Origin of the sequence: Ideonella lacteola, assembly GCF_038066555.1 — a bacterium.
Classification (GTDB): Bacteria; Pseudomonadota; Gammaproteobacteria; order Burkholderiales; family Burkholderiaceae_C; genus Ideonella; species Ideonella lacteola.
Genome location: NZ_JBBUTG010000021.1, coordinates 17,085 through 30,659, shown reverse-complemented (window position 1 = coordinate 30,659; position 13,575 = coordinate 17,085). Strand labels below are relative to the sequence as shown.

8 protein-coding genes are annotated in these 13,575 nt (G+C 68.1%); 4 read left to right on the top strand and 4 right to left on the bottom strand.

What is annotated here, in order from left to right; translation table 11 throughout:
* Positions 1 to 7: 7 nt before the first annotated feature.
* From AACH06_RS23325 to AACH06_RS23315, 3 genes are read right to left on the bottom strand one after another with little or no spacing between them, the layout of a single operon-like run.
* Positions 8 to 808, bottom strand: coding sequence for a cytochrome b/b6 domain-containing protein (locus AACH06_RS23325; RefSeq protein ID WP_341428189.1), 801 nt, complete (start codon positions 806 to 808; stop codon positions 8 to 10).
* 24 nt (positions 809 to 832) lie between these two features.
* Positions 833 to 1,351: a diheme cytochrome c gene (locus AACH06_RS23320; protein ID WP_341428188.1), complete on the bottom strand. Its 519-nt coding sequence runs from the start codon at positions 1,349 to 1,351 to the stop codon at positions 833 to 835.
* A gap of 12 nt (positions 1,352 to 1,363) precedes the next feature.
* Positions 1,364 to 1,816, bottom strand: coding sequence for a DUF1924 domain-containing protein (locus AACH06_RS23315; RefSeq protein WP_423222076.1), 453 nt, complete (start codon positions 1,814 to 1,816; stop codon positions 1,364 to 1,366).
* Between the two features lie 186 nt (positions 1,817 to 2,002).
* On the opposite strand from AACH06_RS23315, the gene AACH06_RS23310 reads away from it, so the two are divergent.
* The 4 genes from AACH06_RS23310 (at position 2,003) to AACH06_RS23295 (ending at position 10,187) form a co-directional block, all read left to right on the top strand.
* Entirely contained in the window at positions 2,003 to 2,371 is a 369-nt protein-coding gene (locus AACH06_RS23310) for a PepSY domain-containing protein (RefSeq protein ID WP_341428187.1), read from the top strand.
* 36 nt (positions 2,372 to 2,407) lie between these two features.
* A complete protein-coding gene (locus AACH06_RS23305) occupies positions 2,408 to 3,070 on the top strand; it encodes a response regulator transcription factor (protein ID WP_341428186.1) in 663 nt (220 codons plus the stop codon).
* A 52-nt stretch (positions 3,071 to 3,122) separates the two neighbouring features.
* Positions 3,123 to 4,502: a sensor histidine kinase gene (locus AACH06_RS23300; RefSeq protein WP_341428185.1), complete on the top strand. Its 1,380-nt coding sequence runs from the start codon at positions 3,123 to 3,125 to the stop codon at positions 4,500 to 4,502.
* A gap of 306 nt (positions 4,503 to 4,808) precedes the next feature.
* Positions 4,809 to 10,187 (top strand): coiled-coil domain-containing protein, encoded by a 5,379-nt coding sequence (locus AACH06_RS23295; protein ID WP_341428184.1) that lies wholly within the window; start codon positions 4,809 to 4,811, stop codon positions 10,185 to 10,187.
* Between the two features lie 34 nt (positions 10,188 to 10,221).
* Here AACH06_RS23295 and AACH06_RS23290 read toward each other — a convergent pair whose 3' ends face one another.
* Entirely contained in the window at positions 10,222 to 13,539 is a 3,318-nt protein-coding gene (locus tag AACH06_RS23290; protein ID WP_341428183.1) for an amidohydrolase family protein, read from the bottom strand.
* Positions 13,540 to 13,575: the final 36 nt, after the last annotated feature.

The following is a 13,575-nucleotide window of genomic DNA, read 5'->3' as shown; positions in this document are numbered from 1 at the left end:
GCAGGGGTCAATCGTCGTCACCATCCTCATCACCGTCGCTGTTCTCGCCGCCAACGCCAGCCTCGGCCGCGCGGTGGCCGTGCTCAACGGCCTCGGCGCCGGCTGGCCCGGTCGACGGCGCCGGCCCGGTGCCCAGAGACCAGGCCACGAAGACCACGAACACGCTGATGACGGCCATCGCCAGCAGCCCGTGGTTGGCCTTGGCGATGTCTGGCCCCGCGCCGTCGACGCGGCCCGTCCACATCGGCCGGGCCAGGTTGCGCCGCCTTTGCAGCGAGAGCACCAAGATGAGGGCCAGATGGGCCAGCACCAGGGTGAGAGCAGCGTTGGCCAGCCATTCGTGCGCTTCTTCCATCGCGTCTTCCAGCCCGAGCCAGTCCACCTCCGCCAGGTAGCCCGACAGTGCCACCGGGGCGGCCAGCGCCAGCAACAGCAGCATTGCAGCGCCCATGGCCAGCGTGCCCAATGAGGGCCAGCTCACGCGGCCTTCGCGTGCCTGGCGCCACCAACCACCGAAGCCGGACACACGGCGCCACAGCATCGAAAGCCGCGCCTGCCTCGGGCCGATGAGCCCATAGATGACCCTGAACAACAACAGTCCGCCAAAGGCGTAGCCCAGCGTGATGTGCACATCTCGCCAGCGTTCCGATTCGGCCGTCAGCCACGCGCCGGCAAAGCTCAACGCGAAGAGCCAGTGGAATGCGCGTACCGGCGCGTCGATCATCCGCCGCCCTGCCGGGCGTGGGGTGGTGCCGGCCGGTGATGGTGGCAGCGTGGCGTCGTGGGTGGGGGCAGTGGGTGAGGTCATCGTCATCTCCAAGTCGTTGGCGGGTCAGTCGTCCCAGGCGGCACGTTGGCGAATGCTCAGCCCCGCGGGCATGCGAAGAGAGCGCTCACCGAACTGACCTTGGTCCGCGGTGCTGTGGCAGGCCTGGCAGTTCGAGGGCGTGCGCACGCTGGGGAGCCGCCAGGTCGACGGCTCGATGTGGCCGTGCTCGTGGCCGAACCACGTGGTGCGGCTGATGCGGTCTTCAGGCGGGGGCACGCCGCCAGTGGTGCGGCGGCCTTCGTTGGCGAGCCAGGTGCTGAGGGCCTGGACATCGGCGGGGTCGAGTGAAGCGTCGGTGCCGAAGTGGCGGTCCAGGCCCTTCATCAGGCGCGCCCAGGAATCGGTGGGCAGCATGCGGGGCGGGTAGGGCACGTGGCAGCTGCCGCACTCCTGCACATACAGCGGCTTCAGGGGCACGCGAGCCGCGTGCCCGTGTTCGTCGGCGCGGGCGTGGATGCTGAGCGCGGCCAGGGCGATGGCCACGAACGTCGCGGTGCGGCGCGAACTCAGGTGTGTGGACATGGGCAAGTCTCCTCAGCGGATCGTGATCAACCAGGCCAGCACATCGGCCTTCTCGGCGTCGGTGCACTCGCGCTGCACGACGTCGTTGCAATTGCGCTTGAACCACTTCTCGGTGCGCCGAGGGTCGGTGAAGGCCTTCGGGTTGAATGCCGGGGCCAGTGCGTTGATGGGCTTGCCTGTGACGGCGTGCCGCCCGGTGGCCGATGGCACCTGGCCATGGCATGACGAGCACGACCATTCGCCCCCGTGCCGGCGGGTGAAGAAGGCCTGCCCGCGGTCGGCCCGGCCGGCTGCGCCTGCCACGGCTTCATAGCTGCGCAGCATCGACGCCGGCCCCGGCAGATCCGTCGGGATGCCCAACTCGGCCAGCGCGAAGGAGGCGCTTGTGGTGGCAGCCAGCGCCAGTGCGGCCCAGCGCAGCCCGCGGGCCGCTGGTGTGGGCGGAAGGGTGTTGTCGGTGTTCATGTTGTCTTTCAGGCGTGGGCGCTTGGTGGTGCGGTCGGGGCCGTCTGCCGGCGTGGGGCGCGTTGGTGGTGGCCGGTGGGGTGGTCAGTGGGGTGGTCGATGGCCGCATCCTCGTGCGGTGCCCTTGAACCGAGCCTGAACCGCTCGTTCATCTGCGGTTCAGGTGGATCGCGCGACACTCGCGCCATGGCATCCTGGTCTTGGCCCCTCCGATGGCTTGGCGCCGCCTGGTGGATTGCCGCGGGGGCCGCGGTGATCGCGGCGGCCGTGCTGGCCTGGTCGCCTGTCTGGGCGGACGAGGGGCGGGACCACGACCACGATCGGGCGCGGGCCGCGCTGCAGGCGGGCGAGGTGCTGCCGCTCGGTCAGGTGATGGACCAGGTGCGGCGGCGCTACCCCGGCGAGCTGCTGGAAGTCGAGCTTGAGCGCGAACGTGGCCGCTGGATCTACGAGCTGAAGCTGCTGCAGCCGGGCGGGGTGCTGGTGCGCCTGTATGTGGATGCGAAGACCGCCGAGGTGCTGAAGAGCCGCGCGCGCGGAGCCGACCATGATTGACCGGCCCCCGATGGAGACGACCAGGATGCCCGCCCGATGAGAGTGCTGCTGGTGGAAGACGATCCGGTGCTGCGGAGCCAGTTGCAGACGCTGCTGGAGCAGGCTGGCTACGCGGTCGATCCGGCGGCCGATGGGCAAGAGGCGCTGCACCTGGGTGCCACCGAACCCTACGATGCCGTGGTGCTCGATCTCGGCTTGCCGCTGATGGACGGTCTCACCGTGCTGCAACGCTGGCGTGCGCAGGGCCGCACGACACCGGTGCTCATCCTGACCGCGCGCGACAGTTGGCACGAGAAGGTCGCGGGCATCGATGCGGGCGCCGATGACTACCTTGCCAAGCCGTTTCACAGCGAAGAGTTGCTGGCCCGGCTGCGCGCGCTGGTCCGGCGTTCTCATGGCTTGGCCTCCGCCCTGTTGCAATGCGGCGACCTGACGCTGGACACCCGAAGCGGCACGGTGACGCGCAGCGGTGTGCACATCGCGCTCACCGCCCATGAGTACCGGCTGCTCGCCTACCTGATGCACCGGGCCGGCCAAGTGGTCTCACGCACCGACCTCATCGAGCACCTGTATGCGCAGGACTTCGATCGCGACTCGAACACCGTCGAGGTGTTCGTCGGGCGGCTGCGGCGCAAGCTGGGGCCGGCGTCGATCGAGACCGTCCGTGGCCTCGGCTACCGGTTGGTGGTCCCAGCGTGACGGGCGCCCTGAAGACAGGGGCGAGAGGGCCGAGAGGGGCGAGGGGGGCCACATGCGACTGACCTTTCTGCGTTCGCTGAGGCATCGGCTGTTGGCCGCCACGGTGGTATCTGCCGGGCTCACGCTGGCGGCGGCGTGGCTCATCCTCTCGGGCCTGTTCCGAGACCATGCGCAGCAGCAACTCTTCGACCGGATGACGGCCGACCTCGACCAGGTGATGGCCCGGCTGGAGCCCGATGCCGCCGGCGCGCCCACGCTCGACCCCGCGCGGCTGTCCGACCCGCGCTGGACGCGCCCGCGCTCAGGCGCCTACTGGCAGGTGGATGGCGCCGGGCCGGAAGGCACGCCGGGCCTGCTGCGCTCGCGATCGCTGTGGGATGAACAACTGCTGGCCCCGCGCGACATGCCGGGGCGCCGCGAAACCCATGTCCACGAGGTGACGGGCCCCGGGGGCGAACCGGTGCTGCTGATCGAGCGCACCTTGCAGATGGATGGCGCCGCGCGGCCTTGGCGGGTGATGGTGGCCGCAGAACGCCGGCCGCTGGCCGAGGCTGCAAAGCACTTCGATGCGGTGCTGGGGTGGTCACTGCTGGCGCTGATGGCCTTGTTGACTTTGGCCGCGCTGCTGCAGGTGTCGGTGGGTTTGGCCCCGTTGCGTCACTTGCGGGCGGCCCTGGCCGCTTTGCGCGAAGGGCGCACCCAGCGATTGGAGGGCGTCTACCCCGACGAACTGCAACCGCTGGTCGACGACCTCAATGGCGTGCTCGATCGGCACGCGCAGGTGCTTGAACGTGCCAGGGCTCAGGCCGGCAACCTGGCCCACGCGCTGAAGACCCCCTTGACCGCCCTGGCGCAGGCCGCCCGCCAGGCGCCCGCCTCGACCGCCGGGTTGTCTGAGCTGCCGGCGCTGGTGACCGACCAGGTGCAGGTGGCGCGCCGCCACGTCGATTGGCATCTTGCGCGGGCGCGGGCGGCGGCGGCGCATGGGGTGGTGGGCCTGCGCACGCCGCTGCGGCCCCTGATCGATGGCTTGTGCCGGGTGTTGCACAAGCTGAATGCCGATCGTGCACTCACCCTTCATGTCACGGCGGACGCGGGCCTGGCGTTCGCCGGTGAATCGCAAGACTTGCAGGAAATGCTCGGCAACCTGCTCGACAACGCCTGCAAGGCCGCTCGCGCCACGGTGCAGATCGGTGCCGTGCGCGATGGCCCTGTGTTGCGGATCGACATTGACGACGACGGCCCCGGCATTCCGCTGGCGCAGATTCCCGAGGCTCTGCGACGGGGCGGCCGGCTCGACGAATCGACCCCCGGCAGCGGCCTGGGGCTGGCCATCGTGCAGGAGCTGGCGATGCTCTATGGCGGCACCCTGGCGCTCGATCCGAGCCCGCTCGGCGGCTTGCGCGCGACGCTGACATTGCCGGCTGGCTGACTCTGCCTGCGCCGCCTGACGCCGCCGGCGCGACGGGCCCGGCCACCGCGTGCCCGCCGGCTGTTACCGACCCTTGCGTGCTCGCATGGAACCGTGCGGGCCGCCACCGCCACCCATCGACATGGCCAGCTCCATGAGCGCGACGCTGTGGTTTCGCGACGCGCGTCGTTCTTGGATGTGGTGATGCAGGCGCCAGCGCCGGGCTCTTCGCAGCCTGCGACCTGGCTTCGTGGCATTGCTGCCTGAGCGGCGGGCTGCCCACACGCTGTACCCCTCGAACCCTTGCCTGTTCAGATCGGAAGCGCCATGCCCCCCATCAGCCCCCGCGTGTCAACGCACGTCCCCGATTTGACGCGCACGCTGTCGACCGGATCGAGCCACAGCAGCGACTCGGTTCGCTCGACCACCGGCCACGCCCCCCGCAGCCCTGCACACTCGCACGCCTCGTCGACGGGCGGCGTGCCGACTGCGCTGCCGCGCGGGCCCGCGGTGGTGTTGCGGCCCCGCCCGACGGTGATTTCCGCGGGTGGGGCGGATCATGTGCCTGCGGCCTCGGTGAATACCGCTGACGCGCTGAGGGCCGCTCAGGCGGCCGAGGCTCGACTGCCTGAGCTGAAGGACCGACAGGCGATCGACGGCAAGGCGGCGATGCAAATCGATCAGGTGCATCTCAAATTGAAGCAAACCTGGGATCGCCTGAGCAAAACCGCTGACGAGGGAATCAAGGCGAGGCGCGAGACGCTGACCGCCGCCAACGACAAGCTCAACGAGGCCCAGGAAGCCCTTGCCAACCTGCAGGCGCAGCACGCTTCTGCCACCCGCTTGCTGAGCGAAACGCGCCGCCAGCAGCAAGACATACGCCGTGATCTGGGTGATGTCGAGAAGGCCATCGCCAAGCTGGAATCACGCGCGAGCTTGGGCGGGGCGTCGCCCGACCCTTCACCCTCTTCATCTGCTTCGCAGCTGGACCTCTTGAAGCAGGCGCGCACGGACTTGTTGGATGCGCAGCGGGAACTCGAAGAGAAGCTACAGGAGCAGCAGGGGGCCATCCCTGATTTGGATCATCAGGTGGCCGACGCGGGCAAGCTGGTCCAGACGGCGCAAGCCAAGCACAGCGCGGCCGATGACGCGCTGAAGCAACTGGAGGCCGCAAAGACCCAAGCCAAAGACGTGTTCGATGCTCAGGAGCCCTCGATCGCGACACATGCGGATGCCGCCAAGTCGGTGGTCAGTGCGCTGGATGGCGTGCGCGAGGCCTGCAAGTCTGGCAGCGACAACGCACTCAATGCGGCCCACCGCACGACTTTGGAGCAGGCGTTGGCAGAGCAGCGCGGCCAGATTGACACGGTCCAAGACGTGCGCCGCGATCAGCAGGCTCGCTTGGACCCGGGCGGTGATCTCCACCAAGATCTGACAGAGGCTGAGGCGAGGCTGGCTCAGCACCGTGCCGAGCTGGCGGGCGCTGAGCGCGACGTCGGAAACCTGAACCGAGGCATTGAGGAGTCGCAGCAGCGGATCGACGGTCTGAAGGTGCGCACGGGCGTGCGCCGCCTGCTGCACCGCGGTGAGCGCCTCCACGGGGATGAGCGTCGCCAGGTCGTGACGGACTTGCGCGCGGCACGCCAGACTCGCAGCGAGCAACGCGAACAGCTCAGGCACGCCCAGCGCGCGGCGGCGAATGCGCGGCAACAAATCGGCGAGGCTGAACCTTTGGTGGCCCAGGCCCAAGCAGCGATCGACAGGCAGCGCAACGTCGTCGCTCAGACCGATGTCGAGCTGGACAAGATGCGCACTCGGCATGGGGAACTCAGCCAGGAACTGGCCGGGCTGCAGGAGTGGGAAGCTGATCGGGGTGCAGCGGGCAGTCCCGAAGCGCTTCGCGCCGCCGAGACTCAGGTGGATCAGGCGCGCGACGAGCTCACCTCGACGAGAGCTACTGCCGTGTTGGCTGAAACCAGGATCCACACAGCGATGGACAGCCTGGTGCAGGCGTTGAAGCCGTCCACGCCTGCCTCTACCTCTGCGCCTACGTCCACGACCACCGCGCCACGCGAGCGGCTCACCTTGCGGCAGCTGATGGACGCGGAACGGGGGACCACCGAAGCGCGAACCGGCGACACACCGCCCACCGGAACTCCGCCGGCCCGCCATCTGGGCCAGCGCATGATGGACGGAGTGCGTGGGACGGCGCAGGGCCTGTCCAATCGCACCAGCCCTTTGCGGGTGGATGTGACGATCGGGCCGATCAGCCATTCGACGGCCAGCACGGGTCCGACCACCTTCAACGGTGGCCATGCGCCGGGCCGGACGGTGACTGCGGCCGAGTTGGGGCGGCGCGGGCAGCGTGCGATCGACCACAAGGGCAGCCAAGCGGCGCAAACGGCCGCCACGCAGTTGACCGGCAAGCCCGAAACCCTGCGCTTCGGGCGCCAGAACGCGCCGGCAACGACCCCGGATGCCTTGCAATCCGCGGCGGCGTTCACCAAGGAGGTCTCAGGCTTGTTCAAGCCGAGCGAGGCGGACGGCGTGGCCGGCCTGGGGCCCACCGTGCTGGCCAACCGGCTGCTCGATCACCCCAACCCCGATCCGGTCAAGCGCCCGGATGGACACCACCTGCGCCATGAACAGGCCTTGTTGGTCGCCTCGGCGCTCAGCTCGGTGACCACCGATGCGGCCCAGGCAGCCAAGGTCTACAACGCGCTGTGGAACGGCGGGCCGGATCTGCCTGGGGTGCAGCGCCGTGCGGCGGATGAGCCTTCTCCACTGGCTTCTCTGACCTCCGGGCCCGGCCTGCCCGCTGATCCCGATCACGAGAACACGATGAAGCTGGCCCACCAGGCGCGGCGTGTGCTGGCCTCGTCGCCGAATGGCATGGAAGCCTTGATGAACCTGCAAGGCATGTCGCTGCCTGCCGAGGGGGCGCCTGATCGTGCTCAGGCCCAGCGTGCGATCGAGCACTACAAGTTGACGTTGCGGGCCGAGACGGCGCTGCAAGGCAAGCTCGACATTCAAGGCGACCAGAGCACGGAGCGCGTGCTGGAAGCGGTGAACGCGGCACCCGCCTTGACCCGGGACCCTGCGATGCTTGGCGCCGGCAAGACGCGGCGAGGCGGCCTGGGTGAGGTACATGAAGACAGCAGCACGCTGGCCATCCAGGCCTTCAAGTACGCCCAGGCCAACATGAGCCGGCGCGACGGCGAGCCCGAATTGCACCCGGAGTTCAAACCCGCCTATGTGGCGCTGCGCAACGGCTTCACTGAAAGCGGCCAGAAGTCCGACTTCAACGCCATGGCCAAGCGCTTGCACAAGTTCGTTCACCACATCGATGTGGCCATCGAAGAGAAGCCGAACGCGGCCACGATGGCTGGCCGGTTCGCGAGGCAGGTGATGCGCGTGGGAGGCCAGGAGATGTCGCCCTTCAGCACGCTGCTGGAGACCGGCCGCATGGGTGTGGAGCTGGGGCAGGTGCCGGCCGAGTACAAAAAGCAGCTCGGCAAGGCGGTGAGCGAAAGCCGCACGCTGATGGACACGCACCTTCGCGCCCACGCTGCCGACATGACGCCGGCCGATCGCGCCAAGGGCCTGACCCACCTGGCCGCGATGGAGCAGTGGGAAGCGAAGCTGAAAGACCAGACCGATCCCTATGCCTCGATCGAGGTTTCACCCGAGGCCGTGAAGGCGAGGGTGGCCGAACTGGCGCAAGAGATCTTCGCGCCACCTCGCGCCGCGTCACCCGCGGGCTCCACCGCCGGTTCGGGCACAGGGGCGATACCCGCCGCGCCATCGCGGTCGGGTTCGGTGGCGTCTTCCACCGCACCGTTCAATCTTGCCGCCCATCTGGACACGAACACGCTGAACCGCGAGTGCGACACGCATCTGAAGCAGCCGCTCACGCCCAAGACACTGGACACCTGGATGGGCAAGAGCAAGGCCGCGGGCCCGGTGCCGAAGAACGACGAGCAACTCAGCAAGCTGCGCGAGTCCTACGCGATGCTGCAGGGCAAGGGCCAGTTCGTCAGTGATCTGGCCGATCGACAGAAAGAGTTCGACCGCGCCACCACGCCGCACGAGCGTCGCGAGGTACTGCGCAAGCTGCTGATCGGTGTGGTCGCCAGTGGCGACGTGGCCGACTACACGGCGGGCCGAAAGACGGCCATCGCCGGCCGCGTGGGCTTCTCGGCCGGGGGCGTCGCCGTGGGCGACAAGACCGTGGGCTTCACGCCGGTGGTAGAGGCGTCGGTGGACCGCACCAAGGCTACGGTCCTGCGGGCAGGTGTGGCCTCAAGTTCTGGAGTGATCTACCTGGGCGAAGAGAAGAAGTGGGGTGGCAGCCTGGGCGTCGGCGTTCGTGCCGGCTTGACCCACGGGGTGGGCGACTTCAGTGTGGGCGCCGTGGCCCGGCTGGGCGGCACGCATTCATCGTCGACCGGCCTGATGATCCGCACCCACAAGAAGGGGGAGGAACACAAGAACTTCAGCGACGCCGACAAGGCGCGGATGCAGTCGGACGAGGACAGCTGGAAGCGCATGTCCGAGCAGGTGGTGAACACCATCTTCGACCTGGCTGACGCAGCGGATCGCCCGGAGAACCCCAACCAGATGTGGAAGGAAGTCGTGGCCAAACTGGGCGATCACCACGACATCTCTTTCGGCTACAACCGCGGCAGCGCCACCTCGGCGTCGTGGTCGCTGCAGGCCGATGGTCTGGCCACGGCGCGCATCGGACCTGAGGACAAGAAACTGCCCAAGGGCCAGCACGAGCCAGCCGGCTTCAAAGAGAGCATTTCCGCGGGTGGCCAGATCACCGCAGGCATCAAGCGCACCTTCTTCAACAAGAGCCAGGCCACCGAGACTGGCGGCGCCATGAGGGTCTTCCAAGGCACCAGCGCCAAGCGCACGACAGGCTCGGCCGGAGGCGACATCGGTGTGTCTCATCCGGTGTTCCGCACGGGTGACGGCGGCACCGTGATGCTGTTGTCCCGCAGCAAGGTGGGGATCGAGTCGGAGATGATCTTCGGTGGCTCCAGTGGCCTGGTGCGTCTCACCACCGAGAATGGCCGCATCAACCCTGACACATCGTTCAAGCACCGCGAGTTTTCCGTCGAAGGCGATTTCTTCAAGCTGATGAACGCCCAGCGGGCCGAGTGGGCCCCTCACCTGGGCGAACGGGGACCGGACGGCCTGATGCACGGGGGCGAGAAGGCGCTGGACAAGTTCATGGCCGACCTGGCCAACCTGCCCAAGGGCAAGAACCGCGTCTTCATCGAGCGCAAGAGCATGCGGCCCGAGGCTGCCGAGACGGTGAACGCCTACCTGAGCCGGCTCGATGTATTGCAGAACGGCATGCAGCAGCATGTGGCCAATGGCACTCAGCCGCCGGCTGCCATGAAGACCGAGATCCAGGCGCTGCGGCAGAGCATCGCCAACGAGGTGAACAAGGAAGACAACTGGCAGCCCTTCCGCTTGTTCGTGAACGAGACGAACTCGGTGGCCACCGAATCCGGCACCGCGGTGGAAGGGCGCTACAACGCGCCCCCGCGCACCGACGACGCCACCACGCAACCGGACAACGCGGACGAGGCCTTCCGCAACGGCGGTGGCAAGTTCGTCATCGGCGCCCCGGTGCGGGTGGCCCGGGGCGGGCGCGACCTGCTCACCATCGACGCCGCGCCGAAAGAGGCTTGATCTGGTGCACCAGCCCCGACGGGCTGGTGCCGCCTCAGTCGTCGCCGTGGCTGTGCGACTCGGTGTCGATGGGCATGCCGGTGCCTGCGGCGCCCTCGAAGAAGAAGGGCTTGCGGGCCTTGGCGCGTGGCCACACCTCGTTCATGGACGGCACCTCGTAGAGGCGGCCGTTCTGCATCACCAGGCTGATCTGGTCGCTTTGGCGGATGTCGGCCAGCACATCACCGCGGATCACCACCAGGTCGGCCAACTTGCCGGGCTCGATCGAGCCCAGGTCGCGGTCCAGGCCCAGGTAGTGCGCCGGGTTCAGCGTGGCGGTGCGGATGGCCTCGAGCGAACTCATGCCACCAAGACCGAACATCCACATTTCCCAGTGCGCACCCAGGCCCTCGCGCTGGCCGTGGGCCCCGATGTTGACCTTCACGCCCAGGCGTTGCAGCTCGGCGGCGGTGCGCGCCACGCGCACCACGTTGTAGTCTTCCTCCGGCGCCATCGGGCGGCGCACGGCCCGCGATTCGAGCACCGTGCGGGGCACGAATTTCGCGAGCAGCGGATGCTTCCAGACGTCGGTGTGCGCATACCAGTAGTGCTCGCCATCCAGCCCGCCATAGGCCACGTTCAGGGTGGGCGTGTAGCCGACGGCCGTCTGGGGCCACAGCTGCTTCACGTCGTCATAGACCTCGGCGATCGGCAGCGCGTGCTCGATGCCCGTGTGGCCGTCGACCACCATGCTCATGTTGAGCTGGAACATCGATCCGCCTTCGGGCACCACCATCATCTGCGTCTGGCGGGCGGCCTCGAGCACCTGCTGGCGTTGCTCGCGCCGCGGTTGCTGGTAGCTCTTCACGCTGATGGCGCCCTCGGCTTTCTGACGCTTCAGGTGGGTCAGCGCGTCGTCGAGGCTGTTGACCACCGCCGTCACGCCCGCCTTGGCACCGTAGAGGATGCTGCCGGTGGAGTAGATGCGGGGCCCGACGATGAGGCCTGCGCGCTGCAGCTCGGCGCTGGTGAAGACCTCGCTGTTGCGGTTGGACGGGTCGTGCACCGTCGTCAGCCCGAAGGCCAGCGAAGCGTAGTTGATCCAGCTTTGCTGGGGGATGATGTCCGAATCCCCCATCGGGCCGTGCCAGTGCACATCGATGAGGCCCGGAATGATCGTCTGGCCGCGCGCATCGATCTGCCGCGCTTCGGGCGGCACCCGCACCTGCGAGGCCGGGCCCACGTCCTTGATGCGGTCGCCTTCAACCACCACCACGCCGTTGTCGATGACCTCTTCGGGGTTGCTGCCCTTCATCGTCACGATGCGGGCGCCGACCAGCGCCACCGTGCCTTGAGGCCGGTCGGTCTTCTGGGCAAACCCGATCTTCAGGCCTGATTCGCTCGGGCGGTAGGCCTTGTCGCTGCCCGGCGCAAAGGCATCGGCGAGCGCAGTGGTGAACAGCTCGTCGCCGATCGAGAAGTGCAGTTTCTGGCTGTCGCCGCTCCAGTGCATGGCCAGGCCGGCGTTCACATCGAGCTGGCGCACGGGCAGCGCGTCCATCTTGGAACCCACGGCGACCGACTTTCCGGTGCGCGGCAAGGGCGTCACGTAGGCATGGAAACGCTCGGTGAAGCCCAGCCACTGGCCGTTGGGCGAGACGGCGAAATCAGAGACGAACTCGCCGTGCGCGATCTCGGTTTCCTGGCGATCGTTCAGGTCGATCCGCACCAGGCTGCGCTTCAGGTCGACCTCGTTCGAGACGCTGAACCGCGACAGGTACAGCTCGTCGTTGCGATCGGCGAACTGCGGGCCGTCGCCTTCCTTGGCCAACCGCACGGGCGCCACGCGACCGTCGCTTCGCACCAAGTAGACGCCCGTCTCGATGGCGTGCCATGGCGAGGTGAGCATGCCGGGACGGGCCTTGGTGTAGACGACCGTCTTGCCATCGGGCGAGAAGCGCGGCTCCAGGTATTTGCCGGGTGTGGGCGTCAGCACCGTCTCGCGGTTGGTGTCGAGCTGCAGCTTGCGCACCGAGCCCTGCTGCTCGTCGTTCCAGGTCACGAACACCAGCTCCTTGCCATCGCGCGAGAAGCTGGGGAAGAACTCGAAACGATCGTTCTGGGTGGTGATCCGATACGGTTTGCCTTGCGGCAGGTTGCGCAGGTAGAGGTGGCCGAGCGCCGAATAGACCACGCGCTGGCCATCGGGCGATACCTGCACCGAGCCGAGCTGGTGCACGGGGAACTCGTCCGGCGCCACCGCCTGCGGGACCCGCAGAGCGGTGCGAAGCTCGCGCGTGTCCTTCACATGGAAGGGGATGTCCACCGCCGTGTTGTGGAACGGGTCGATGCGCCACAGCTTGCCGCGGGCCCACGCAACGATCGAGCGTGAATCCGGCGTCCAGGCGAAGGCGGGGTACACGCCATAGACCGACCAGGCCTCTTGCAGGTCTCGTTCGAGGCCGGGCCAGGCGGCACGCTCGACACCGGTGCTGAGGTCTTTCAGGAACAGCGTGCTCTGGTTGCGCACCCGCCGAACGAAGGCGAGGTGCTTGCCGTCGGGCGACGGCGTGGGCCGGATGGCGCCGCCCGGGCCTTGCACGAAGGGCTCGACGGAGCCATCGGACAAGTCCTGCCGGTAGATCTTGAAGATCTCCTTGTTCGAGTCCTTGTTGTATTCGAAGGTGCGGCCTGGCGTGGCGTCGTGGGAGTAGTAGAGGTAGCGGCCGTCGGGCGACAGGGCCGGCTCGCCCAGGTCTTTCTGCCAGTTCGGCTTCTCGTTCAGCGCCACCCCCTTGCCGCCGCTGACGTGATAGAGCCAGATCTCGCCCGAGCCCGCCGAGCGCGTGCCGGTGTAGTGCTTGCGCGCGGCGATGAACTGGCCGTTCGGGTGCCAGACGGGGTTGTTCAGCAGCCGGTAGTCTTCGGTGCTCACCGCTCGGGCCTGGCTGCCGTCGACATTCATCACCCAGACGTTGTCGCCCCCACCGGCGTCGCTGATGTAGGCGATCTGCCGACCATCGGGCGAGAAGCGCGCCTGGTGGTCCCAGGCGATCGAATGGGTGAGCGGCCGGGCCTCGCCGCCCTGGATGGGCAGCAGGTACAGGTCGCCGAGCAGATCGAAGACCAGCGTCTTGCCGTCGGGGCTCACGTCCACGCTCATCCAGGTGCCGGTGCGCACGTCGATGTCGGCGGTGCGGGCTTCGCCAGGCGGCTGGTTGACGTTCCAGGTGGGCTTCTTCGATGCGTCGGACGCCGCCGCGGCATCGGCTGCGGCGGCTGCACCCGGGGCCGGCGCGAACAGCAGGGCAATCGACAGCGCACCGATCGGTCGCGCCAGACGGGCAGGGTGGCAAGAGCGGGCAAGAAGCATCGCGATGTCGCACAGGCCGGAAAAGTGAAGCCGCGA